The organism is Methanogenium organophilum (genome assembly GCF_026684035.1).
Lineage (GTDB): Archaea > Halobacteriota > Methanomicrobia > Methanomicrobiales > Methanomicrobiaceae > Methanogenium > Methanogenium organophilum.
Window position 1 is genome coordinate 592,172 of the sequence record NZ_CP113361.1, and the last position, 20,393, is coordinate 612,564.

The following is a 20,393-nucleotide window of genomic DNA, read 5'->3' on the forward strand; positions in this document are numbered from 1 at the left end:
TTTGTGTTATATTATATTAAGCATTGTTACGGTGTCTGATCAGTGTGGTAAAGCACATATTCCCGGTTCACCGATGATTCAACACCAGAAAACGAGACCGGTATTCTAACCATATATCCATCCCATATCTATCTCCATGCGATCAGTGGTCTGGACAACAAACACTCTGGCGCCTTTTTAACAGAAGATATATCCTGCCGGAAAAATCACCGATATCGTTACACGGAAGAGAACGACAACACGGTTCGGGTATGACATTCTCACGTGACGAGTCCCTTTCGCAGTCTCTTATTCTATTTATTTCCACTCCGGGATACAGTTAGAAGATGGAGGGAATCGATGCGCAGTTTGGGGGAAAAACAAAAGAGAAAGAAGAGAAGAGAAGAGGGAACTCAGTCTTTTCTGCGCCCACAGACAAGAACCGCTCCAACAATGGCAAAGGCTGCTACCACGGGAAGAACAGGTGCAGGACCCTGTGTTGTCGGGGGAACAGCATCAAGACCTACTACCACCGGCGTGCTCTCGCCTCCGGTTACCGTTACCGTCTTTGAGGCATCGGTATATCCGGTCTGCTTCACGGTCACAGTATGTGAGCCTGCGGGGATGTCCGAGAGAGTCACCGGAGTGATACCGCGGAACACATTGTCAAGGTACACTTCCGCTCCGGCCGGTGTTGAGGAGACGATGAGCTGCCCGGTGGTGTCCGGCGTGGGTGACGGTCCATTCGGCGTAAGCTGCGCATTTACGGTCATGACACCCCCGCCTTTCACGTACACAGCCTGGCTGTAGTCCTGGTAATCCGGATGGGTAATGCGGATCGTGTGCGAGCCCTGCAGCACACTTGTCAGATCGAAATAGCTGTTGACCGGGGTCTGCCCCATATACTTCCCGTCAAGGAAGACGGATGAACCGCCCGGCGTTGAACCCACTTCAATAGACCCGAGAGATGAGTGCTGTTGGGTAAATGTGACCGTGATAGGTGTCTGCTGCCCTGCATTCACGGTGACCGTCCGGAGGTACTCATCATACCCTGCCTTGTGCAGGCGCACGGTGTGCGAACCGGGGGCAAGATTGGTAACGACAAACGGACTTTCCGCGAGGAAGTGCCCGTCCACATAGATGTCCGCTCCGCTGGGCACAGTATTGATATTGAGTGACCCGGTCTGCTGAGGATTGCGGGTCAGGTCGGCATTCACGGGGGCAGTCTGGCCTGCATTCACATATACCGATGTATCATACACCTGGTACCCGCTCATCGTAATACGAACATCATGACTGGTTCCCGCACGGACAGATGAGAAGGTTGCTGGAGTTTTCTGCGGGCTCCCGCCGTCAATCGTTACGATTGCACCGGTCGGGCGGGAGGTTACGGTGACTGTTCCATATGTTGGGGTGGGATTCCGGTTCAGGGTTGCATACAGGTTCACGGTCTCGCCATTCCCCGGCCATGATGTTACCGGCCCGGTGACGGTCTGATAACCGGATTTTCGGACGGTAAACGTCTTGTATGGCGTGCTCGTAGTCCCGACTTCAGCATAGCAGTATCCGTCCACAACGGTGTATTCGGTGGAGGATGCGTCAAAGGTAACCACGGCCCCATTCACGTTGCAGTTCACTCGTATCCACCCCTTCTCAGAACCAACTGGTGGCGCAGTAGGTGTCGGAACTGCTGTCGCCTGGGTGGTTGGAACAGGTGTTGGTACCGCTGTCGCCTGGGTCGTCGGAACGGCGGTTGGTTCTGCCGTGACAGGTATCAATTTCAGTGTTGCATCGAGAGAAGCCTGCTCGCCGACACGGAGATCCTTTTCTGCAGTATACCGCTCATATCCCGTCATCGTGATCTCGATGGTATGCGAGCCGGATCCCAGTTCCCTGCTGTTGATTGGAGTGACCCCTGCTGCCTTCCCGTCAATAGAGACCTCAGCTCCGGAAGGCGAGGACAGTATGGTCAGCCATCCCACCTGTGGTCCCGGCTTCTCTGTGGTAGGTACTGTAGTGGCAACCGTAGTCGGTGCTGCTGTGGCCACTGTGGTTGGTACTGTGGTAGGTACTGTGGTGGCTACCGTGGTTGGTACTGTGGTAGGTACTGTGGTGGCTACCGTGGTTGGTACTGTTGTGGCCACTGTAGTTGGTACTGTGGTAGGTACTGTGGTGGCTACCGTGGTTGGTACTGTTGTGGGTACTGTAGTGGCTACCGTGGTTGGTACTGAGGTGCCCGTGTCATTGCCCACAACCGATTCGGCCCCGACTGCCGGGGGAATTATCAGCATGGCAACAACGAGAATTGTAAGAAACACTGTGCGAATATGCATATATCGTCTGATTATTTTTTCGGGTAATGACGTTTAATCATATCTAAATAATGATCACACAGGATTATTGGCGGGTGGACAACCGATCGGCCGAATATTTCCCGAATGAGAATACAAATCGAGGAGAGTAAAGCCCCGGACAGAATAAAAACTCGTGCTCCGACAACCCGGTCCGGGAAACAAGAGAGACAGAAAAGAAATTGAATTATTCCTTCAGACCGGCAATTGCCGCATCTACGATGGCACCAATCTCATCAACCCCCCAGACCTCAGAATTGATGACGAGGTCATAGGGCGTGAGATCATTGATATCAATATTGTAATATTTATGGTATCTGCCAGCCTCACAGTCCTCACGCTCGATCGTGAGTTCAACTGCTGTCTGTGGGTCGATCTCTTCTCTATCAGAGATGCGCACAGAACGGCATTCAACAGACGCCGCCACCCAGATCCGGATATCCGCGTTATCAATCATATGCCCCGCAAGGCGTCCCTCTATGATGATATTATCGCGTGCCTCGCCAATCTCTTTTTGGCGGGCATCAATCATCCGGTCAACGGATTCATCAACTTCCGCAAGCCGACCAAAGTCAGCAAGCTCCATATTGCGCTCAGCAGCAAGCCCCCGAAAGACTTCCCCTGCTGATATCAGACTGAAATTATGTTTTTTTACCAGATATTTGGCAAGTGATGTCGTTCCGCTGCCCGGCGGACCGCTCACGGTAATCCGCATTAGAGCCCTCCGATATTGAGGGCCTTACGGATTACCTGCGAGAGACAGATGGAGCAGATCATATACCAGAGAATCCATGACGGGAGGAAGAATGCAACCGCATTAATCGCAACCTCTCCAATATATGGAAACGTGATGGTCGGCAATGCTGCAATCGTGCCGGCATCAAATGCTGCCTGGAGATCCGACATGGACCAGAGCAGCCAGATAAAGATCGGAACCGTTACAATCAGGATCCATCCCATCGGCTTAAACTGCTCCTGGGACATCTGCATCTGTTCTTCCATCATTCGTGCACGCTTGTCATTGAGTTTTTTAAGTTTCTTTTCATCGCCTGCAAGCTGTGCTTCACGGTAGATCTTCTGGAATTCTTTCATCTTCGCCTGAACTGCCTGCATCTTCTCATAGTCGATGGTATACTTCTGGAGAAGGGATGAATAACAGCCGGTAATCGATGCAAGAATCAGAATCATAATTACCCAGAGCTGGGGATTATTCGTAACACCGATGATACTTGCCATCGGTCCGAAGATATAATTTGCACCTACCCCTATTGCATCACGAACGGGGGGTATGGAATATGCCCCCATCGCAATCAGCATGACGATGAAAAATGAGGTCATGCCACCCATGGCCTTCTTTCCTGCCGATTTGCCGGTTGTTGCGATACGCCTCACCTCAGAATCTCTTTGAGTTCTTCAACTGATTTATCAAGAAGATTATCAGCATTGACAACGATTTTGACCGTGCATCCGGTCAGCATCGCATACGATGCCGCCATTGCACGGTTGAACTGCTGGTGTTCACAGAGGGCACGGTATCCTTCTGCATCACGGACCCGTGTCTCGTCACTCATGCGCCGCATCAGGATCTGGTCCTCATCGGTCTCAACAAGGATGAAGGTATCAGGCATCAGTTCTTTGAGCACCCACTCGGGAAGACCCGCAAGATATCCCTTTGGGGTCTTCACCGTGCAGTGTGTGTCAATGATGACATTTCCTTCTGTCTTTGCGATGAACTGGGCAGCATTACGCTGCAGTTCACGCTGCTTTGCCTGTTCAAGTTTGCGCATCTCGTCACGGTCCTTTACAAGACCCTGACCGGATGCCACCTCGAACATGCATGATCCAAAGTTAATGTCCTGATACTCCACACCCTCTGCTGAAAGTTCCGAGATTGCCTGGTTGATAACCGTCGTCTTGCCGACGCCAGGCACCCCGGTAATTACTACCTTTTTACCCATTCTCCACTTCACTCCTTTCCGAAGAACCCGCGCATGAACGGGTACATCTCCATGATCTGTTCGCTTGCAATCTCCTCATACAGACGGTAGACAATACTGACTGTCAGCAGAAGACCGGTTCCTCCGACCATCCCGATGACACCAAAGTAGTTTGCGATCACACTGAGGAGACCCACAAAGACACCACCAATGACGGTGACACGCGGGATGTAGCGGTCCAGGTACTTGACAAGAACCTGTTCAGATCTCCGGTATCCGGGGATCGACATCCCGCTCATCTGGATCTGCCGTGCCACATGAGACGAGTCAAGGCCAGCCGTCTTCACCCAGAAGAGTGCGAAGATTGCACCACCGACCACCATCACAAAGAGGTCAAGACCCATCCTGATAACAATCTCCCATATTGGGTGACCAACATCATAGGCCCACCACATCCAGTCCGACGGACCGTTGATGGGTGCGAGGTAATACATGATCCCATTCAGCGGGGTATTGCCCTGATACTCACCGAGGATCGTAATCCCAAGATTGTTCAGGAACAGACCAAGCATCTGGATGTTTGCCTGCAGCACACGGACAAGAATCATCGGCAGCACACTGGCATAGATGAGTTTCACCGGGAAACGCCCGCGGGCACCACGCACAGACGCATGGGCAAGCGGGATCTCAATCCGTGTCGACTCCACGTAAACGATCACAAGGAAGATTGCGACAGTCGTAATCAAAGCGAGCAAATCTGTGCCGAAATATTCCAGGAACGGAGCGCCGTCCATAACGACTGAAAACAGTCGTGGGAAGAACCCGACAGGGTATGCGTCCTGCACCGCGTTCCAGTTCAGGAACCCGTTAACAAGACCCTGGGAAACACCAGCGATAATAAAGAGACCGACGCCAGAGCCGACCCCCCATTTTGTCACCACTTCATCCATAAAGAAGATCAGTACCCCTCCGATACAGATCTGCAGGAAGATGAGGAACGTGACAGCACCGAGGCTTCCGCCAAATAATGCATTTGCAACGACCGGGTCTGGTGAAAGGAATCCACCGATAACATTCGGTAGTGCTTCAAGCACGATCATGACAAAGATCAGGAGCTTCTGTAAGCCCATGTACATGACCTGTCCGCGTGCATCGCTGGTATCCAGATCCAGCAGATCAGCACCCTTGAGGAGCTGAAGCACAATGGATGCGGTGACGATCGGCCCGATACCCAGATGGGCAATGGAACCACTCGCACCCGCAAGGAGGGCACGGTAGAACGAGAAAATATCCTGAGAATTCGGATCAAGCCCAAATACCGGAATGTTGGTCAGTACAAAATACAATATCAGAATAGCAGCAGTCCAAATTAATTTGTTTTTAAAATGGACGTGCCCTTCCGGACTTCTCACTGCAGGCATCGCTGCAAGCAGTGGTTCTAATCGATCCAGCATCGCTCCCATAGTACAATTCCCTGAAAAAAAAGAGAATCAGGCGTCCAGTGCCTGGCCGCCATTCTCTTCAATCTTTTGTCGGGCTCTGTCAGTAAATGACACAGCAGAGATGTTCATCTTCTTGGTAACTTGTCCGCCTCCAAGTATTTTATCAATACCGATTTGGCCTGCGTCAATGACGATGGTATCTCCATCCATCTCTGCGTTCCCGGATGCCACAAGAGCATCAGCCATCTGGTCGATATCCCCAATGTCCAAGGCATCAACAGCAGACGGATTTTTGTTCACAAACCCGTGCTTTCCGTTGTGGACCTTGTTGTTGATGAGGAAATGGGAGAACCGGTGGTCACGGTGACCTGCCCGGCCTCTTCCACCACGGTTTCCTGCACCACGACGGTTCTTGTGTGTACCGCCGCCGCATGTCCGTGATCCACGATATTTTGAGCGTTTGTTTACTGGCATCTGATTCACCGCATCCTATAGAGAAGTGAATTGATCTCACTTCCGTAGTTTCCGAGTGCACCGCCCTGCTGGTAGGTCCGCTTAATGGACTTGAATCCCTTTCGCGGTGGGTGAAGCCGAAGAACCGGTTTGAGTTCCGGCACATCTTTCATGGATGCCTCACCTGCACAGAGTGCGGTTGCAAACGCATTGATATCCTCGAATTCTGAGTTCTCCTTCACATACTCATCGGTCAGACGTTCATTTCCGGTCAGTCTGCCACGGGTAGAGAGGACAGTTCCCAGTATTTCAGGGTCAGCTTCGCCGTATGCCACGTAATCCTTAACCTTCCGGATCATCCCGAGGTATTCGGGGGTGTCCGGAATAAGGACACAGTGATTGATATGATGAAGACGGAGCATCTTCAGGGTGTCTTTAATCTCCTTGCGGCAATTAACGACACCACGAACCTGCACTACCACATACATTACTCCATCACTCCTGTCCGGATGAGGTTCGAGTTCTTCAGTGCATCGAAGGTTGCCTTTGCAAAGTTGATCGTCGTCCGGGTCTGGCCGGATGATGACGTCCAGATATCGGTGATACCTGCAAGTTCAAGGACCTTCTTTCCAATGTCACCGGTAACAAGACCGATGCCCTGGGGTGCCGGAATCAGCGTGATGGTCACACTGCCGGACTTCCCTTCGACACGCATTGGAATAGAGTGTCCTTCACCGCAGCCACATTCCCAGCTGCCACATCCGCGCTTTACACAGATGATGTTGATCTTTGCGTGTGCAATTGCCTTCTTGATAGCATTGCCAACCTGTGCGTCCTTTGCCTGTCCGTATCCGATGAAGCCGTCACGGTTTCCCACAACGACAACAGCACGGAACTTGACACGACGACCACTGTCAGTCATTCTCTGAACCATATTGATGTCGAGAACTTCATCTTCGAGGTCGGGAAGGAAATAATCGACAATACCAGGTTCTTTAATAGGTCTGCCGATGTCAAGCACTTCTTTGAGGCTTGTAAACTCGCCGGCAGCAACCCGTCTTCCAAGGCCTGTTATAGGAACCCATTCTTCCTGTTCATAGGCCATTTTACTTCAGCTCCTTCATGATTGCTTCTGCTGCCTGTTCCACATTGGCAACAAGGTCTGCTGCACGCTCAGGTGCATATGCCGCAATGTGTGCGCCCTTTACCCTGTCCTCGTCCGGAAGAATCGACTCACCGTGCGGGACGTCAAGGCCTGCATCCACAGCGCCCTTCAGTGCACCAAACACCTTCCCTCCGGGGGTTGCACGGGTCAGACCGATGTCGAGGTTTGCCTCTCCATAGCCTGCATTCTGTGCACGCACCGCAAAGAGCATGCCAGTGAGATATGCTGCGGGAGTGTTCCCGGCAGCGCCGGTGAAACCGAATTTTTCCAGTTCATTTGAGTATGCCGCAACCAGTGTCCGGTCACCCTCAAGTTCAGCCGCGACCAGCTGAATAATGATCTGCCGGTTGGTCTTGCGTACGACCATACGCGGTTTCTCGGAGAGGAGAAGCCGCATCCGGGCGTAATAATCTGTTTTGCCCTCGTGTCTCCTTCTGAACGGGACAAAATACCGTGGTCCGGTTGCCATTAGTTCATCCTCCCCTGAATCTGCTCAAGCTGTGCTTTCATATGTGCCACACTGCGGAACTGTCCGCCCGCTGCTTTCCGGTACATTTTCCGATACATGGTGACATCGATATTGCCGGTGTCACGCATATCACGGAGTTCGCGACGGATTGCACGGATTTTCTTAATCCATACCCGCTTGGACGGTGTTCTCGCGTTGGAAGCTCCTTTCCTGCGTCCGTGACCCTTACAGTGACCGTAAGAGCGTTTTGCAGTGAGAGCCCGTGCACGACCGCGGCTTACGCCTTTTACCGGCTTTGCACGGATTGCGCCATCCTCAATGAGGCCGCGGATATCCTCACGTGAGATAGCATTTTCAATATCATCCTCGCGTTCGCTGTCCATCCAGACACGGTGTACACCGCACTTCAGAACAGCTGCTGCGATACGACGCTGGTTTTTGAGGTCACTCATCTGAATCCACCTCTTCTTCAACGTCTTCAACGTCTTCTTCAACGTCTTCCACTTCTTCAGGCTCCTCTTCAGCAGCCTTTTTGGATGCATCCTTCAGGTTGAATACCTTAAGACCAAGCCCAAGAGCTTTCTCCTGAATGACTTCGCGTTTCCGGTTTCCAACGGTACCTGCAACACGGACAGCCTGAGTCTCAGGGTTCAGTCCTTCAAGGTCTGCGGGTGCGAATACGAGCACTTCCTCATATCCGCTGGGGTGGAATCCACGTACAGCGGCCGGACCTCCGTACCCGGGTCTCGGGAGACGACCCTTTGCACGGATGTTTTTGCGCAGTTTGCTCTGAAGACCGCGTGGGCGTCTCCATACGTCATCCAGTTTCTTCTTCTGGTGAATACACTGGCGCTTAAAGGTTGCCCGCTTTCCATTGCGTGCACGGATAAGTCTCATCTTTTCGTCAGCCATCTTGGATCACGCCTTCTCAATGATGTATATTCCATCCTGGAACACACGGGGATCACGGTTGCGCACATGCGTAGCCCGCTCAATACGGGCGGCTGTGGTGCCCACGAGTTCTTTGTCGATGCCTGATACGGTGACCTCATCACTACCGGTTGTAACGGTGACTCCCTCTGAAATCCGTGCAACCCGTGGCTGCTTCTCGCCAAGGAAATTGACGATCTCAAGAGCTGTGTCAGTCTTCTTGAGCTGGATCGGGAAGTGACTGTAGACCACTTTCATCTTGTATACGTACCCTTCTGAAACCCCGCCGCACATGTTGCGTGCAAGAGCTGCATAGGTTCCGACCATTGCAGATATTTTCTTCCGTGTTGACGCAGTTTTCGCGGTGAATACCGTGCCATCACAGGAGATGTCAATACCCGGGTAGCGCATATCACGAGTGAGCTTTCCCTTTGGCCCCTCAACAACGAAGGTAGTACCCTCCATTCTTGCGGTAACGCCTTCAGGAATCTCAACAGTACGTTCACTCAGCATTTGAACACACCTCAGTATACATACCCGAGCAGTTCTCCACCGACGCCTGCCTGTCTTGCCTGCTCATGTGACACCACGCCCTTGGACGTGGAGATGAGCAGAAGACCAAAGTTCTTCGCCGGAAGGTACTGTGTCTCCCATTCTTCAAGCTCTGCAACCTTCACGGAAAATCGTGGTGAAATTACACCGCATTTGTTGATGTTCCCGTTCAGTTTCACATTGAACTGGCCACCGCGGCCATCGTCAATGAGTTCAAATTCTGCAATATAGCCCTTCTCTTTCATGATGCCGAGCATTGCACCGAGAAGCCTGCTTGCCGGTTCAACGATACAGTTCGTCTTACCGACATCGGAGGCGTTCTTGATTGTGCTCATTGCATCTGCAATCGGATTTAATCGTGCCATAACCCTGTGCCTCCTAGTTCATCTTTTTAAAGCCGATTTTTGCGGCATTTTCCCGGAAGCACTGACGGCAGAGCATAATATTGTACCGGCGGACAAGCCCCTGCTTTCTTCCGCACATCTGGCACACATTTGCACCACGGCCGAATTTCTTCGGGGATGCACCGGATTTCTTTCCTTCTTCTGCCATTAGTATACCTCCACATTGAATGCTTCACTCATGTACGCCACAGCGTCTGCTTTTGTGACACGCTGCTTTGTCGGGAGTTTCCTCTTCTGAATTGATCTGCGCGCAATGCGGATACCCTTGCGCTCAAGAACAACCGTGACATCCATACCATAGATACCGATCATTGGATCGTAGCTCTGGCCGGGGAAGTCGGTGTGTTCCTCAATACCGAATGAGAAGTTGCCTGTCGCATCGAACTGGGATGCGGCAAGAGAATTCTCCACAATGCCAAGTGCAGTACGGACGAATTCCTCTGCACGGGCACCACGGAGAGTGACACGACATCCGATTGGCTGTCCTTTCCGGACACCAAAAGCGGGCTGGGTCCTCTTCGCATAGGCACGGATCGGGGACTGACCGGTGATTGCCGAGACAATGTTTTCTGCCTTAACAAGTTTTTCACCGGCCTCGCCGACTGCCATGTGAACGACGACCTTATCTACATAGAGTCCCTGCATTGGGTTCACTGTTCAATCCCCCAATCGCTGATAACGGGCTCCTCACGTCCGATCATAAAGACATAGCCTTCAATCGTCTCGAAGACCTCACCAGTGCCTTCCTCTTCCAGGGTGACACGGTTTGGAATACTTCCGGCGATGACATCGATCTTCGTGATCTTGCCGGTCTTTCCGGAGTGGCGTCCGCCGATGACCATCGCGGTGTTGCCCTCTGCAAATGCAAAGTGGTCAATCACTTCGAACTTGTTCTCCGGCTTCAGGGACAGAACCACAGAGTCCTTGGGTGTATAGTCCTGTGTGTCGACGATGATGTTTGCGCCGTAGCGGAGGTTCAGCTGAATCTTTCCGCCTTTAACGATGGTCTTGTCTGCAATCTTGCACAGACGGCTCTCTGCAGCCTCTGCGGAGATCGGAATTGAGACAATATCACCGCGCTTTGCACGGAGAAGACGGAAATACTTGTCCACAGACGGGAGAGCAACGATGTCAAACACACCGAGACCCATCTTCGGGTCAGTGCAGACAGCACCGTTCACAATCACTGCACGGCTCTTGAGGACACGCTTGACCTCTTTCATCGTGAGTGCAATTCCCATATGGTCACGCAGCCACACTGCCATAGGCATTGCGCTTGCATTGTGGGGACCTGCTGCGGTCTTGGTCACAAATGTATTCGTCTTCTTGGCAATACGCCATGAACCCGGACTGTTGAGCCTCTTTAAGTGGTTCGACATTATTTCTTCGCCTCCAGCTTTTCCTCACGGCGTTTGTCTTTCAGATTCAGTTTCACAATGCAGACATTGGATGCTGCAACCGGGCGCGGAACTTCGGTTCCGTCTGCACGGGTTGATGCAACACCGTGGACAATGATCCGTGAATTCTCAAGATCAACGATGTCAACAACGCCCTCGTCACCGGCGAAATCGCCCCGGGTGACACGGACGGTGTCACCGGTGACAACACGCACGTTGCGGCGGCTGTACTGCTCCCGGAGTTCTGTTGAAAGCGGAGCATTCAGGAAACGACCCCTCGCGTGAAGGGGTGCATTGTAGCGGAATTTGCGCTGTTTGCGCGGCTGTTTGCTTGCAATACGTACCATATTTCCTTCACCTCAGACGATAATCGTCGCCATAGAACCGATCTTGGGGAAACGCTCTGCCACTTCACGTGCGACAGGGCCCTTAATCTCTGTTCCCTTGGGTTCTCCGCGTTCGTTCACTACTACCATTGCGTTGTCCTCAAATGACAGACGAAGACCGGAAACTCTCCGGATCTCTTTCTTCTGTCTGATGACGACTGCCTTCACGAGCTTCTTACGCATGTCGGGAGTGCCTTTCTTGACCGTGACCGTTCCCATATCGCCAAGACCCAGTTTGGGCTGGCGGCGGCGTACGCCATGGTAGCGGTCGACAGAAACAATTTCCACCTGCCGTGCACCGGTGTTGTCGGCGCAGGTAAGGCGGCTGCCGGTTGAGATTGCACGGGGTGTACGCGATTGTTTCGCTTTCATTCCGTCATCACCTCAACGACAACAAATTTCTTGGTCTTTGAGAGTGGGCGGCATTCGGCAATCTTTACCATGTCGCCTACTCTGATATCGATGCAGGGGGGATGATGTGCATGAATATTTGAACTGCGTTTTTCGTAACGCTTGTATTTCTTCACATAATGCAGATAGTCACGGGTGACTACTACTGATCCCTGCATCCGGTCACTCACGACCTTACCGGTAATCACCTGGCCGCGCACCGGTAAAGTGCCGTGAAATGGACAGTTCACGTCATCACATTCCTTTTCCGGAATGGGGACGTTCAATCCTGTGTTTTTAGCCATTATTTACCTCAGTTTCTGATTCGCATGCTGATTCTTCTTTCAGGCTTCATAACCAGCACCGACCCATCAACCCTTACCTGGGTATCATCGGGAAGGTGCATGTCAAAGGTTGCATATTTCTTTGCAACCCGGAGGGTACGATCACCGGCACGGATCTCTAACATCTGCCTCGTCTCCCCGCAGACAATACCGGTGATACCGGTCTGTGCGGGGTTCGTGGAGGCATACACCGTCACCGGTAACCCGATGAGTTCATGCCGGCAGATGTTTTGTGCGGTGATCATATCTGTTCCCTTATGTATGCCTGAAGAGAGAATCAGGCGTTGCGGCGCTTGTTCTGCTCAGTGCTGATCCGGGCAATTGTTCTCCGGATTTCACGGATGCGTCCCGCATTCTCGGGCGCGCCTCCAGCACTCACTTTTCCGTTATTCTCAACCAGTTCAAGCCTGAGCTTTGCAAGCTGCTCCTGGAGTTCCACATCACTGAAGTCAGCGACTTCTGCTGCACGAAAGATTGCCATAATCAGATCTCCTCCTGAACGGGGACATCCTCAGCTTCCTCGAGTTCAGCGTCAATCTCTGCACCAATGATATCCTCATCGATATCCTCGCCTTCGTATACCGGCTCTGCAGGAACCTCGGGTTGAGGTTCGAGCACTTCAAAGGTATCGGGGAGACGTGCTCCCGGCGGGATGATCTTGACCTGGACACCAATGGTTCCGAGCTTCTTTACTGCGAGAGCAAATCCATGCTCGACAATTGTCTCGGACGGTTCACCACAGTGCTTGACGTAGCCTTCGGTGAACTTCTGGACACGGGACCGTGCACCAGTTAGTTTCCCGGAGAGGACAACCTCACAGCCGAGTGCGCCGGATTCCATCACACGACGGAGAACACTGTTCCCTGCCTTGCGGAAATACCAGCCGCGCTCAAGTGAGTTGGCAAGTCTCTCTGCCATAATCTGTGCATTGAAACTTGGCTCGTCCACCTGCTGGACTTCAATCTGCGGAGACTCGATACCATAGTCATTCTGAAGGTCAGCGGTCAGCTGGCGTACAACCTTTCCGCCCTTACCGATGACAATACCGGGTTTTTCCGCATAGATGGTGATCTGGGTACCGAGTGGGGTCCTGATAATCTCCATGCCGCCGTAGCCTGCACGTTTCAGCTCTTTTACGAGGAAGTTCTCCACACGTGCTGCGCGGATTCCATCCTCTACAAATCTCTTCTCGATTCCCATATTCAGGCCTCCTTCACTGCAATCTCGATGTTGACGGATTCTGCGTATTTTGGTGTGGCACGCCCCATTGCACGGGGGAAAATGCCCTTCATTCTGCGGCCACGGGCGGCAGAGATGTGTGTAATTACGAGATTCTCGGTGTCAAGACCGATGTATTCTGCATTCTTCTCAACTGATTTGATCAGTTTGATGAAGTAGGAAGATGCCTTGACAGGATACCGACCGGCATCCCAGCCATTCAGACCGCGCTTGTGTGCAACATCTCTGTTGAACCGGCGGAAGGGCACTGCACGCTTCAGTGCGACAACATCCTCAAGGTATGCAATTGCATCCCCTGTCTTCATTCCTCTGACCTCACGGGCAATCTCAATGGAGTGCTTGGGGGAAATCGGAAGCTCGTTCGCTTTTGCACGGGCCGAGTCTGCCTCTGGTTTAATAGAATATGCTGTTCTTGCCATTTCCATCACTTCAGGGGTACGAATTTACTCGACCGGGTTGCACCGATACCGGCACTGCCGTGGCTCACGCGATGACGGGTGAGTGCAAACTCTCCCAGGTAGTGGAAGACCGCCTCAGGCTGAATCTCTACCGGGACAAAGTCCTTACCATCGTGAATCTCGATTGTCTTTCCAACCATCTCAGGGAGAATGATCATATCGCGGAGGTGAGTCCGGATACGCTCCTTGTCTTCCCGGATTTCCCGGAGCAGTTTATCATGTCCGGGGGAGAAGCCGCGGTTGACCCGGCGGCGAATCCGTGCAGGCATAAGAGGCAGGAGTTCGCTCATGCCCATCTGCTGCAGGTCCTCAATTTTGTAGCCGTGGTAGGTGAATTCCTCTTTCCGCCGCGGCAACCTTCTCTGTGTCTTTTTTGCCATATCTGATCACTCCCGCCTATTTCCTTCCGGTCCTCTTCGGGGCGATATGTCCTACTTTCCGTCCTGGTGATGTGCCACGGGAAACACTCTTTGGTCTGCCCACGTGCTGGTGTCCACCGCCACCGAACGGGTGGTCGATAACATTCATACAGACAGCCTTTGAGCGCGGCCACTTCTGTGCCTGTGACTTCATCTTGTGGTATTTCTTTCCTGCCTTGACAAACGGTTTTTCACCGCGTCCGCCACCGGCAACGATACCGACCGTTGCACGGCAGTCCGCATTGAACCACTTGTGCTTGCCGGAGGGCATCTTGATACCGACGCGGCCTTCGTCTTTGCCAATGACCTGTGCCTGAACACCGGATGCACGGATGAACTTGCCACCGTCATTTGGCCGTGCCTCGACATTACATACGTAGGCACCGACAGGGATTGAACCCAGAGGCAGGGTGTTTCCGTTCTTCACCGGAGCTTCAGGGCCCCATGCGACGCGGTCACCAATGCCCACACCTTCGGTGACGAGCATGTACATCTTCTTTTTGCCGTCATCAAGCTCGACCTTAGCAATCGGTGTGTGCCGTGCGGGGTCGTGCTCGATATCGATCACAACACCGCCGACAGTCTCACGGATACTGCCGGGATGCTTGAGTTCAGCCTTATACTTGTGTGACGGTGCACGGTATGTTGGGCCTCCACGGCCACGGTTCTGGGATATAATGCGTTTACCCATTCAAACCACCTCAGAGGATTCCCAGCCGTGAAAGAATCTCTTCACCGGCCTTACTGTCAGCAAATGTAACAGTGGCTTTCTTCTGACCCTTCATTGTCATCATGGTTGTAACAGATGTCACTTCGTGAGCAAACATCTCCTCAACTGCACGGGCAATCTTGGTCTTGTCTGCGTCGCGGCGGACAAGGAACTGAAGTTTGCCGTCAGTGTCGAGCATCATGGATGCCTTTTCTGAGACATACGGAGTTTTAATTGTCATCTCACATCATCTCCAGTTTCTTCAGTGCACCGGCAGTCCAGACGGTCAGGCGACCTGCGTGTGTACCGGGTGCGAGAAGCTCAGCGTTCAGTGCATCGACAGTGACAGTGTCCACACCGGCGAGGTTGGCTGCTGCACGCAGCGGTGCTTCACTGGTGACAATCAGCAGGCTCTTGCGCTGCTTGTACCGGCGGCCACGGGTCTTGCCACGGCCTGCACGCACTTTTTTGCTTGCTGCAGAGCGCTCCACATCGGAGTATACGCCGGCAACGGAGAGTGCGGCGACAACGTCCTTTGCGGTGGTGAGTCCCTCAAATGCGTCATCAAAGACAACGGGAACCGTGCCTTCATAGAGATGACCACGTGCAGAGATCAGTTCCTCGTTCATGGTTGCTGCAATTGCAGACCGGATGGCGAGGCGCTTTTCCTGTTTGTTCATCTTACGGACCAGCTTCTTCTCCACTTTAGGAGGATGAGCTGCGCGTCCACCGACTGACTGCGGGATACGTGCTGCACGTGATCCGTTCTTCAGACGCGGGAGCTGTGCAACACCACGGCCACTTCCCCAGGAGACTGCGGAGGTGTTCAGTCCTGCACGTGGACTGGTACCGTGTGGCTGGTAGCGCTCGCTCTGGAGTGCAAGAACAGCGTTTTTAATAAGATCCGGGCGGTAGCTTTCTTCAAAGACTGCAGGAAGCTCGATTTCTCCTGCTGAACCACCATCAATTGTTGTAATCTGTGCCTTCATTCAGTTCACCCCTGTTTGCTGGCAACGCTCACATACTGGATTGCCGGTACGCGCTCGACGTGTACGCTCTGCCTGATTGCAGGTCGCATTCTGATAAGACGCTTGCATGGACCAGGGACTGAGCCCTTGATTGCAACATATCTGCCCCTGACAAGACCATAGTTGGTAAATCCACCTGCGGGGTTAATTTCCTCACCGGATTCGCCGATCTTTAAGAGGCGCTTGTTGAACTCAGTACGCTGCTGGTATCCCATCTGACCCATCTGCGGGACCTGCCACCTGACGTGGTGCGGGAACCACGGACCAAGGTTACCGATATGACGCTTCTTACCGCCGCGGGAGTGTTTTCCACTACGGGTCTGAATGCCCCAGCGTTTCACAGGACCATTTGTCCCCTTACCGGTGGTAATTGCAGTAACATCGAGGTACTGGCCGGTCTTGAGAACCGAGTCGATCTCGACTTCGGCGCCAAAGAGGGAAATTGCATACTCAACACGTTCTTCAACGCTGCCGCCTGCGACACGCATCTCCATGATGTCGCCGGACTTCTTGGGCACACCGGTAAGGACAGCAGGCTGCGTCCGTGTGATCGCGAATACTTCCGTCACTTTCCCGGATGCTGCTGCATCACGAACTCTTTCGATGCCTTCTTCGGACCAGGCTTCTGCGTATGCACGCTTGCCGTAGGTGTCCTTTGTGTACAGGCGGATGCCGGTCACAACCATCGCCGGAATTTCAACGATAGTAACAGGAACCATGATGTCCTTGCCCTCTGTAGGGCTCTTGTTGTGGTCATCGACCATGACCATGTGAGTCATGCCCACCTTGTAACCGGCAAAACCCTGCAACACCGGTTCCCCGTCATGCTGGGGCCAGGAATGGTATTTTGGTACCTGGCTTTTCGCACGCTTGCGGGGACTGTATGCAAGTGAACCTCTGCGAGGTCTGTTTATCTCGGACATTGCTTAATCAATCCTTATTCTTGGTTTTCAGTTGATGCTTCATTCTGAGAGCGGACAGAAGCCGCCATCGAGAATGTCTCCGAGGAATGAATTGGTTTTCAACTCAGGTATGAGCTGACGCCGAGGTCTGATGGGCCGATGTCGACATGCCTGAACCTGCGGTACGGAGTAAGTTTACCTTCATCCGCCGCCATCTTCAGGCACCGGGGCCCTTCACATATCTGAAAGATTCTTCCGGTGTGAACCAGAAAGACTCATTCTCTCAAATTGATCCTGACAGTTCCCGTTTCTGCGCGCACATCAGTGCGCCAGATTTGGGCTCGTTCCACAAAACGTCCACCCATACGGATCCATCAGATCCTACGTCTTTCACCTGGTGTGTGTAAACACAACCATATCCCGGTACCCCTCCCTGTAGCATGCCACAGGGAAAGTCACCATATAGTGATGTTCCGACGGAAACGGTGATGACAGCACCACCTTCCGTTTATCGGACCACCATATATGTTTCCTAAATATTTCTGTAAAAAGGTAATAAAGGTATTGAAAAAAAGAACTGATTCAGTAGAGAAAATCACCCGAAACAAAGCTCTCCATCTTCGTTGATATAAACCTCAACATCTTCGCGCACAAACCGGCCCTTAAACCTGCCAGGATTTGCCTCTTTCAGGCGATTGATAAGATTGATGGAATCATAGCGGACTTTTATCCTCAGTTTCTCTGCCTCTCCATAAATTTCACCGACCGCGTCAAAGAGATCCGTTCCGGTTTTAATCGTGCACAGATGAGTGGCATCAAGCGTATACAGAAATTCAAGGGTTTCTTTCGCTTTCTCAATATTCTCATATGCCGCCTTTTCAATGGTGCACACATTTGCCTTTGATGTGTGAATAATATCTGCAATCTGCTGTTGAGTCAGGCCCTGTTTCCGGTACCTGAGCACTTCTTTCTGCCGACCAGTAAGAAGACCCTGTTTCATTAACATCAGTATCTATTTCCATAATTTAAACATTTTTCCTTAACTGCCGGAGAAAGATCCCACCCACGAAGGAATTCACAATATTTATTACCGAACATTCTGATAGTAGAATGTTCTCAAATTTGAGAGGTTTAGTTATGGTAGTTAAAGTTGGAGTTGCAAAACTGGGCAACATCGCAAGCGGTGTTATGGTCGAGCTTCTGCTCGACGAGCGTGCAGACCGTGAAGACATGCAGACCTTCATGGCAACAAGCGGAACAAAACTTGAAGTCGAGGATGTCGACCGTGTGGTCAGCAACCTTATCGCATACAAGCCGGACTTCGCAATCGTTGTTTCACCAAACGGTGTCCTCCCTGGGCCCACCGGCGCACGTGAAGCACTGAAAGCAGCAGGCATCCCTGTTGTCGTCATCACTGACGATGTCACCACCAAGAAAGAATGGGCAGACCTCAAGGAGAGCGACTTCGGATACATCATCCAGAAGGCTGACTCCATGATTGGTGCACGCCGTGAATTCCTCGACCCGACAGAGATGTCCGACTACAACGGCAATCTGGTAAAGGTCCTCACCGTCACCGGTGCATTCCGCAAGATGCAGATCGCGCTCGATGCAGTCATCGACCAGGTCAAGGCAGGTAAAGCAGGCGCAGACCTCGAGCTCCCAAAGATCGTCATGACCGCAGACAAGGCAGTCAAGGACGAATTCACCAACCCGTATGCATACGCAAAGGCACGTGCAGCATTTGAGATTGCAGCAGCAGTCGCAATGGTCAACGTCAAGGGTTGCTTCATGACCAAGGGATTCGAGAACTACGTTCCAATCGTTGCATCCGCACACGAAATGATGCGCTCTGCAATGATTCTCTGCGAAGAGGCACGTGAGATCGAGAAGGGCTGTGACGGCGTCGTTCGTATGCCACACAAGAAAGACGGCACCATCGTCTCCAAGACCACCCTCATCTCCAAGCCGGAGTAAAACCCTAATACTTTTTTTTCCCGGTTTCTTTCACACCACAGAAAGAAGAGCCGTAGCCATCAGAATTCAGAGAGACCATGCAGGAGCAAATAATTGAGCCTTTGCCATTCTGGGGGTATTTCGGAAAACGGGGATCCCATACCATACTGAATTCAGCACGAAACCCGAAGTGATTCATAGTGCCGTTTTCAGCACCTACCGGAGCAATGGGGGTGCCGGTCCACCCCCATTGCGACCCATCCTCTGACGGGGAGGGTCGGGCAGGGAGGGGGCACCCCCCTCCCTTGCCTTTCAATTCATTATACGAAATTCCCACAGAAAACAGCAGGGAACCAAAGAGTGGATGCTGAATGTGTCACAGAGGGCGGTTCCCACCCGCACCAACACCCGATTTCACTGCAGAAAATTCCCGACATCTTCCGGGAGGGTCAGCACCACCGGTTCAAGATGCATGCGCTCCATAAACGCGGAGTCGCTCATTGCCGCAGGCCCCGGATTTATCCGTGCAATAAGGGAACAAAATGCGCGGAAGCCCCCGTCCGGCCGGTTTGCCGCATCACAGAAAAGTGCCATATTAAAGGCATAGTGCCCCGCACGCCTGTAGAGGGAGAGCACCCGCCCGATCCCTTCCGCAAGAAGGCCGCACCAGGGTTCCAGTTCATCAACGGTCCTCACCGGAAGGTATGCCCGCACCTCCTTTTCACCCAGCGGAACCGCGTGCGCGAAGAATGGCAGTTCCTCCCCAAAGAGGTGACGAGGGCCGCCCATCTCCTGTTCCACAAGGCAATCCCGGCACATTCTCCCGGTTTTGCTGAAGAAGTTCTCTGAGCGTTCAATCGCAATGCCCGCATGAACGGTCGGCAGAGCATCGGCGATCCCCTGCATATGCGGGTGAAGCATGCTGGCGCCTGCCGACGGAAGAGAATTCCAGTTGCAGGAAGCATATCCCCCATCACCTGAAAGAGCAGCAATCTGTCCGTACAGGGCATCCTCGATCTGCCCTGCCAGAACCTCCGGAGGATTATGTGACGCGGTTATGACGGTCACCACATGGCTCCGGCCAAAAGGATAAAGATTCGGGAATGTGACACTCTCCCCTATTGTGATGCGCGTACCGTCAGAGAAGACCGGCGTCTCAGTAAAAATCCGTTCCGGGCAGAAGACACAGGGAAGATCACCGTCCGATACAGAAGCCCGCGGAGGATCAATACCCCGGTGGGTTCTGCCGGGTGCGATACGGCACTGCAGACCGGTTAAGAGGTCCCTGCGGTACTGAAATACGCCATTATCGGTCTGATATTCCTCAATCTGAAATAATTCATCCATATCATTCACGATTGTCCTTTTGCATCCATGGAGAACCTTTCAGACCCATAAACACACGGGAGAGCACCGGAGAAAGGCACCCCTGCCTGCAAATGTCGCGTAATCGTTAGAACGATAAAAGAAAAGAAAATGGTTT

The 20,393-nt window shown here is 52.5% G+C and carries 31 protein-coding genes; 1 reads left to right on the top strand and 30 read right to left on the bottom strand.

Going from position 1 to position 20,393, the window contains the following annotated elements; genetic code table 11:
• Positions 1-392: 392 nt before the first annotated feature.
• From OU421_RS03075 to OU421_RS03215, 29 genes are all read right to left on the bottom strand, one after another.
• Complete coding sequence (locus OU421_RS03075; RefSeq protein ID WP_268187148.1) at positions 393-2,297, bottom strand: PEGA domain-containing protein; 1,905 nt, start codon at positions 2,295-2,297, stop codon at positions 393-395.
• A 220-nt stretch (positions 2,298-2,517) separates the two neighbouring features.
• Positions 2,518-3,045, bottom strand: coding sequence for a (d)CMP kinase (gene cmk, locus OU421_RS03080; RefSeq protein ID WP_268187149.1), 528 nt, complete (start codon positions 3,043-3,045; stop codon positions 2,518-2,520).
• Positions 3,045-3,722 (bottom strand): DUF106 domain-containing protein, encoded by a 678-nt coding sequence (locus OU421_RS03085; RefSeq protein WP_268187150.1) that lies wholly within the window; start codon positions 3,720-3,722, stop codon positions 3,045-3,047. Before OU421_RS03085 ends, cmk begins: the two co-directional genes overlap by 1 nt.
• Positions 3,719-4,288: an adenylate kinase gene (locus OU421_RS03090; protein WP_268187151.1), complete on the bottom strand. Its 570-nt coding sequence runs from the start codon at positions 4,286-4,288 to the stop codon at positions 3,719-3,721. Before OU421_RS03090 ends, OU421_RS03085 begins: the two co-directional genes overlap by 4 nt.
• Before the next feature lie 8 nt (positions 4,289-4,296).
• Positions 4,297-5,730 carry a preprotein translocase subunit SecY gene (gene secY / locus OU421_RS03095; protein ID WP_268187152.1) on the bottom strand — a complete coding sequence of 478 codons (1,434 nt, stop codon included), beginning with the start codon at positions 5,728-5,730 and terminating at the stop codon, positions 4,297-4,299.
• Positions 5,731-5,757: 27 nt separating this feature from the next.
• On the bottom strand, positions 5,758-6,183 hold the full coding sequence (locus OU421_RS03100) for an uL15m family ribosomal protein (protein WP_268187153.1): 426 nt from the start codon (positions 6,181-6,183) through the stop codon (positions 5,758-5,760).
• 5 nt (positions 6,184-6,188) lie between these two features.
• Positions 6,189-6,650, bottom strand: coding sequence for a 50S ribosomal protein L30 (locus OU421_RS03105; RefSeq protein WP_268187154.1), 462 nt, complete (start codon positions 6,648-6,650; stop codon positions 6,189-6,191).
• A complete protein-coding gene (locus tag OU421_RS03110; RefSeq protein WP_268187155.1) occupies positions 6,650-7,267 on the bottom strand; it encodes a 30S ribosomal protein S5 in 618 nt (205 codons plus the stop codon). Before OU421_RS03110 ends, OU421_RS03105 begins: the two co-directional genes overlap by 1 nt.
• Position 7,268: 1 nt before the next feature.
• The gene (locus OU421_RS03115; RefSeq protein ID WP_268187156.1) at positions 7,269-7,796 is read right to left on the bottom strand and encodes a 50S ribosomal protein L18; all 528 of its coding nucleotides are present in this window, start codon (positions 7,794-7,796) and stop codon (positions 7,269-7,271) included.
• Complete coding sequence (locus OU421_RS03120; protein WP_268187157.1) at positions 7,796-8,248, bottom strand: 50S ribosomal protein L19e; 453 nt, start codon at positions 8,246-8,248, stop codon at positions 7,796-7,798. The genes OU421_RS03115 and OU421_RS03120 overlap by 1 nt, the downstream gene beginning before the upstream one ends.
• Positions 8,241-8,708: a 50S ribosomal protein L32e gene (locus OU421_RS03125; RefSeq protein ID WP_268187158.1), complete on the bottom strand. Its 468-nt coding sequence runs from the start codon at positions 8,706-8,708 to the stop codon at positions 8,241-8,243. Before OU421_RS03125 ends, OU421_RS03120 begins: the two co-directional genes overlap by 8 nt.
• A 6-nt stretch (positions 8,709-8,714) precedes the next feature.
• Complete coding sequence (locus OU421_RS03130) at positions 8,715-9,239, bottom strand: 50S ribosomal protein L6 (RefSeq protein ID WP_268187159.1); 525 nt, start codon at positions 9,237-9,239, stop codon at positions 8,715-8,717.
• A gap of 11 nt (positions 9,240-9,250) precedes the next feature.
• Complete coding sequence (locus OU421_RS03135) at positions 9,251-9,643, bottom strand: 30S ribosomal protein S8 (RefSeq protein ID WP_268187160.1); 393 nt, start codon at positions 9,641-9,643, stop codon at positions 9,251-9,253.
• A 13-nt stretch (positions 9,644-9,656) separates the two neighbouring features.
• Positions 9,657-9,830 (bottom strand): 30S ribosomal protein S14, encoded by a 174-nt coding sequence (locus tag OU421_RS03140; protein ID WP_268187161.1) that lies wholly within the window; start codon positions 9,828-9,830, stop codon positions 9,657-9,659.
• On the bottom strand, positions 9,830-10,336 hold the full coding sequence (locus OU421_RS03145; RefSeq protein WP_268187162.1) for a 50S ribosomal protein L5: 507 nt from the start codon (positions 10,334-10,336) through the stop codon (positions 9,830-9,832). Before OU421_RS03145 ends, OU421_RS03140 begins: the two co-directional genes overlap by 1 nt.
• Complete coding sequence (locus tag OU421_RS03150; RefSeq protein WP_268187163.1) at positions 10,333-11,061, bottom strand: 30S ribosomal protein S4e; 729 nt, start codon at positions 11,059-11,061, stop codon at positions 10,333-10,335. Before OU421_RS03150 ends, OU421_RS03145 begins: the two co-directional genes overlap by 4 nt.
• Positions 11,061-11,426, bottom strand: a complete 366-nt coding sequence (gene rplX / locus OU421_RS03155) for a 50S ribosomal protein L24 (protein WP_268187164.1) — start codon at positions 11,424-11,426, stop codon at positions 11,061-11,063. The genes OU421_RS03150 and rplX overlap by 1 nt, the downstream gene beginning before the upstream one ends.
• A 12-nt stretch (positions 11,427-11,438) precedes the next feature.
• Positions 11,439-11,837: a 50S ribosomal protein L14 gene (locus OU421_RS03160; RefSeq protein ID WP_268187165.1), complete on the bottom strand. Its 399-nt coding sequence runs from the start codon at positions 11,835-11,837 to the stop codon at positions 11,439-11,441.
• On the bottom strand, positions 11,834-12,160 hold the full coding sequence (locus OU421_RS03165; protein WP_268187166.1) for a 30S ribosomal protein S17: 327 nt from the start codon (positions 12,158-12,160) through the stop codon (positions 11,834-11,836). The genes OU421_RS03160 and OU421_RS03165 overlap by 4 nt, the downstream gene beginning before the upstream one ends.
• An 8-nt stretch (positions 12,161-12,168) precedes the next feature.
• Positions 12,169-12,444, bottom strand: a complete 276-nt coding sequence (locus tag OU421_RS03170; RefSeq protein WP_268187167.1) for a ribonuclease P protein component 1 — start codon at positions 12,442-12,444, stop codon at positions 12,169-12,171.
• Positions 12,445-12,476: 32 nt separating this feature from the next.
• A complete protein-coding gene (gene rpmC, locus OU421_RS03175) occupies positions 12,477-12,680 on the bottom strand; it encodes a 50S ribosomal protein L29 (protein ID WP_268187168.1) in 204 nt (67 codons plus the stop codon).
• Between the two features lie 2 nt (positions 12,681-12,682).
• Positions 12,683-13,399 (bottom strand): 30S ribosomal protein S3, encoded by a 717-nt coding sequence (locus tag OU421_RS03180; RefSeq protein ID WP_268187169.1) that lies wholly within the window; start codon positions 13,397-13,399, stop codon positions 12,683-12,685.
• Between the two features lie 2 nt (positions 13,400-13,401).
• The gene (locus OU421_RS03185; RefSeq protein ID WP_268187170.1) at positions 13,402-13,857 is read right to left on the bottom strand and encodes a 50S ribosomal protein L22; all 456 of its coding nucleotides are present in this window, start codon (positions 13,855-13,857) and stop codon (positions 13,402-13,404) included.
• Positions 13,858-13,862: 5 nt separating this feature from the next.
• Entirely contained in the window at positions 13,863-14,276 is a 414-nt protein-coding gene (locus tag OU421_RS03190; protein ID WP_268187171.1) for a 30S ribosomal protein S19, read from the bottom strand.
• A 16-nt stretch (positions 14,277-14,292) separates the two neighbouring features.
• Entirely contained in the window at positions 14,293-15,006 is a 714-nt protein-coding gene (locus OU421_RS03195; protein ID WP_268187172.1) for a 50S ribosomal protein L2, read from the bottom strand.
• A gap of 10 nt (positions 15,007-15,016) precedes the next feature.
• On the bottom strand, positions 15,017-15,265 hold the full coding sequence (locus OU421_RS03200; RefSeq protein ID WP_268187173.1) for a 50S ribosomal protein L23: 249 nt from the start codon (positions 15,263-15,265) through the stop codon (positions 15,017-15,019).
• 1 nt (position 15,266) lies between these two features.
• Entirely contained in the window at positions 15,267-16,013 is a 747-nt protein-coding gene (gene rpl4p, locus OU421_RS03205) for a 50S ribosomal protein L4 (RefSeq protein WP_268187174.1), read from the bottom strand.
• Positions 16,014-16,018: 5 nt separating this feature from the next.
• Positions 16,019-16,975 (bottom strand): 50S ribosomal protein L3, encoded by a 957-nt coding sequence (locus tag OU421_RS03210; RefSeq protein WP_268187175.1) that lies wholly within the window; start codon positions 16,973-16,975, stop codon positions 16,019-16,021.
• A gap of 574 nt (positions 16,976-17,549) precedes the next feature.
• Complete coding sequence (locus tag OU421_RS03215; RefSeq protein ID WP_268187176.1) at positions 17,550-17,954, bottom strand: Tfx family DNA-binding protein; 405 nt, start codon at positions 17,952-17,954, stop codon at positions 17,550-17,552.
• A gap of 137 nt (positions 17,955-18,091) precedes the next feature.
• On the opposite strand from OU421_RS03215, the gene OU421_RS03220 reads away from it, so the two are divergent.
• Positions 18,092-18,931, top strand: coding sequence for a F420-dependent methylenetetrahydromethanopterin dehydrogenase (locus OU421_RS03220; RefSeq protein ID WP_268187177.1), 840 nt, complete (start codon positions 18,092-18,094; stop codon positions 18,929-18,931).
• 393 nt (positions 18,932-19,324) lie between these two features.
• Here OU421_RS03220 and OU421_RS03225 read toward each other — a convergent pair whose 3' ends face one another.
• Positions 19,325-20,257: a galactose-1-phosphate uridylyltransferase gene (locus tag OU421_RS03225; protein ID WP_268187178.1), complete on the bottom strand. Its 933-nt coding sequence runs from the start codon at positions 20,255-20,257 to the stop codon at positions 19,325-19,327.
• Between the last annotated feature and the right edge of the window lie 136 nt (positions 20,258-20,393).

Excerpts from the sequence above, each read along its gene's own strand:
- OU421_RS03100 (WP_268187153.1), bottom strand. The coding sequence starts at position 6,183 with ATGCCAGTAAACAAACGCTCAAAATATCGTGGATCACGGACATGCGGC.
- cmk (WP_268187149.1), bottom strand. The coding sequence starts at position 3,045 with ATGCGGATTACCGTGAGCGGTCCGCCGGGCAGCGGAACGACATCACTT.
- OU421_RS03180 (WP_268187169.1), bottom strand. The coding sequence starts at position 13,399 with ATGGGAATCGAGAAGAGATTTGTAGAGGATGGAATCCGCGCAGCACGT.
- rpl4p (WP_268187174.1), bottom strand. The coding sequence starts at position 16,013 with ATGAAGGCACAGATTACAACAATTGATGGTGGTTCAGCAGGAGAAATC.
- OU421_RS03090 (WP_268187151.1), bottom strand. The coding sequence starts at position 4,288 with ATGGGTAAAAAGGTAGTAATTACCGGGGTGCCTGGCGTCGGCAAGACG.
- secY (WP_268187152.1), bottom strand. The coding sequence starts at position 5,730 with ATGGGAGCGATGCTGGATCGATTAGAACCACTGCTTGCAGCGATGCCT.
- OU421_RS03220 (WP_268187177.1), top strand. The coding sequence starts at position 18,092 with ATGGTAGTTAAAGTTGGAGTTGCAAAACTGGGCAACATCGCAAGCGGT.
- OU421_RS03195 (WP_268187172.1), bottom strand. The coding sequence starts at position 15,006 with ATGGGTAAACGCATTATATCCCAGAACCGTGGCCGTGGAGGCCCAACA.
- OU421_RS03190 (WP_268187171.1), bottom strand. The coding sequence starts at position 14,276 with ATGGCAAAAAAGACACAGAGAAGGTTGCCGCGGCGGAAAGAGGAATTC.
- OU421_RS03140 (WP_268187161.1), bottom strand. The coding sequence starts at position 9,830 with ATGGCAGAAGAAGGAAAGAAATCCGGTGCATCCCCGAAGAAATTCGGC.
- OU421_RS03120 (WP_268187157.1), bottom strand. The coding sequence starts at position 8,248 with ATGAGTGACCTCAAAAACCAGCGTCGTATCGCAGCAGCTGTTCTGAAG.
- OU421_RS03200 (WP_268187173.1), bottom strand. The coding sequence starts at position 15,265 with ATGACAATTAAAACTCCGTATGTCTCAGAAAAGGCATCCATGATGCTC.
- rpmC (WP_268187168.1), bottom strand. The coding sequence starts at position 12,680 with ATGGCAATCTTTCGTGCAGCAGAAGTCGCTGACTTCAGTGATGTGGAA.
- OU421_RS03150 (WP_268187163.1), bottom strand. The coding sequence starts at position 11,061 with ATGTCGAACCACTTAAAGAGGCTCAACAGTCCGGGTTCATGGCGTATT.
- OU421_RS03225 (WP_268187178.1), bottom strand. The coding sequence starts at position 20,257 with ATGGATGAATTATTTCAGATTGAGGAATATCAGACCGATAATGGCGTA.
- OU421_RS03185 (WP_268187170.1), bottom strand. The coding sequence starts at position 13,857 with ATGGCAAGAACAGCATATTCTATTAAACCAGAGGCAGACTCGGCCCGT.
- rplX (WP_268187164.1), bottom strand. The coding sequence starts at position 11,426 with ATGGTACGTATTGCAAGCAAACAGCCGCGCAAACAGCGCAAATTCCGC.
- OU421_RS03130 (WP_268187159.1), bottom strand. The coding sequence starts at position 9,239 with ATGCTGAGTGAACGTACTGTTGAGATTCCTGAAGGCGTTACCGCAAGA.
- OU421_RS03110 (WP_268187155.1), bottom strand. The coding sequence starts at position 7,267 with ATGGCCTATGAACAGGAAGAATGGGTTCCTATAACAGGCCTTGGAAGA.
- OU421_RS03165 (WP_268187166.1), bottom strand. The coding sequence starts at position 12,160 with ATGGCTAAAAACACAGGATTGAACGTCCCCATTCCGGAAAAGGAATGT.
- OU421_RS03210 (WP_268187175.1), bottom strand. The coding sequence starts at position 16,975 with ATGTCCGAGATAAACAGACCTCGCAGAGGTTCACTTGCATACAGTCCC.
- OU421_RS03105 (WP_268187154.1), bottom strand. The coding sequence starts at position 6,650 with ATGTATGTGGTAGTGCAGGTTCGTGGTGTCGTTAATTGCCGCAAGGAG.
- OU421_RS03125 (WP_268187158.1), bottom strand. The coding sequence starts at position 8,708 with ATGGCTGACGAAAAGATGAGACTTATCCGTGCACGCAATGGAAAGCGG.
- OU421_RS03170 (WP_268187167.1), bottom strand. The coding sequence starts at position 12,444 with ATGATCACCGCACAAAACATCTGCCGGCATGAACTCATCGGGTTACCG.
- OU421_RS03160 (WP_268187165.1), bottom strand. The coding sequence starts at position 11,837 with ATGAAAGCGAAACAATCGCGTACACCCCGTGCAATCTCAACCGGCAGC.
- OU421_RS03115 (WP_268187156.1), bottom strand. The coding sequence starts at position 7,796 with ATGGCAACCGGACCACGGTATTTTGTCCCGTTCAGAAGGAGACACGAG.
- OU421_RS03135 (WP_268187160.1), bottom strand. The coding sequence starts at position 9,643 with ATGGCACGATTAAATCCGATTGCAGATGCAATGAGCACAATCAAGAAC.
- OU421_RS03215 (WP_268187176.1), bottom strand. The coding sequence starts at position 17,954 with ATGAAACAGGGTCTTCTTACTGGTCGGCAGAAAGAAGTGCTCAGGTAC.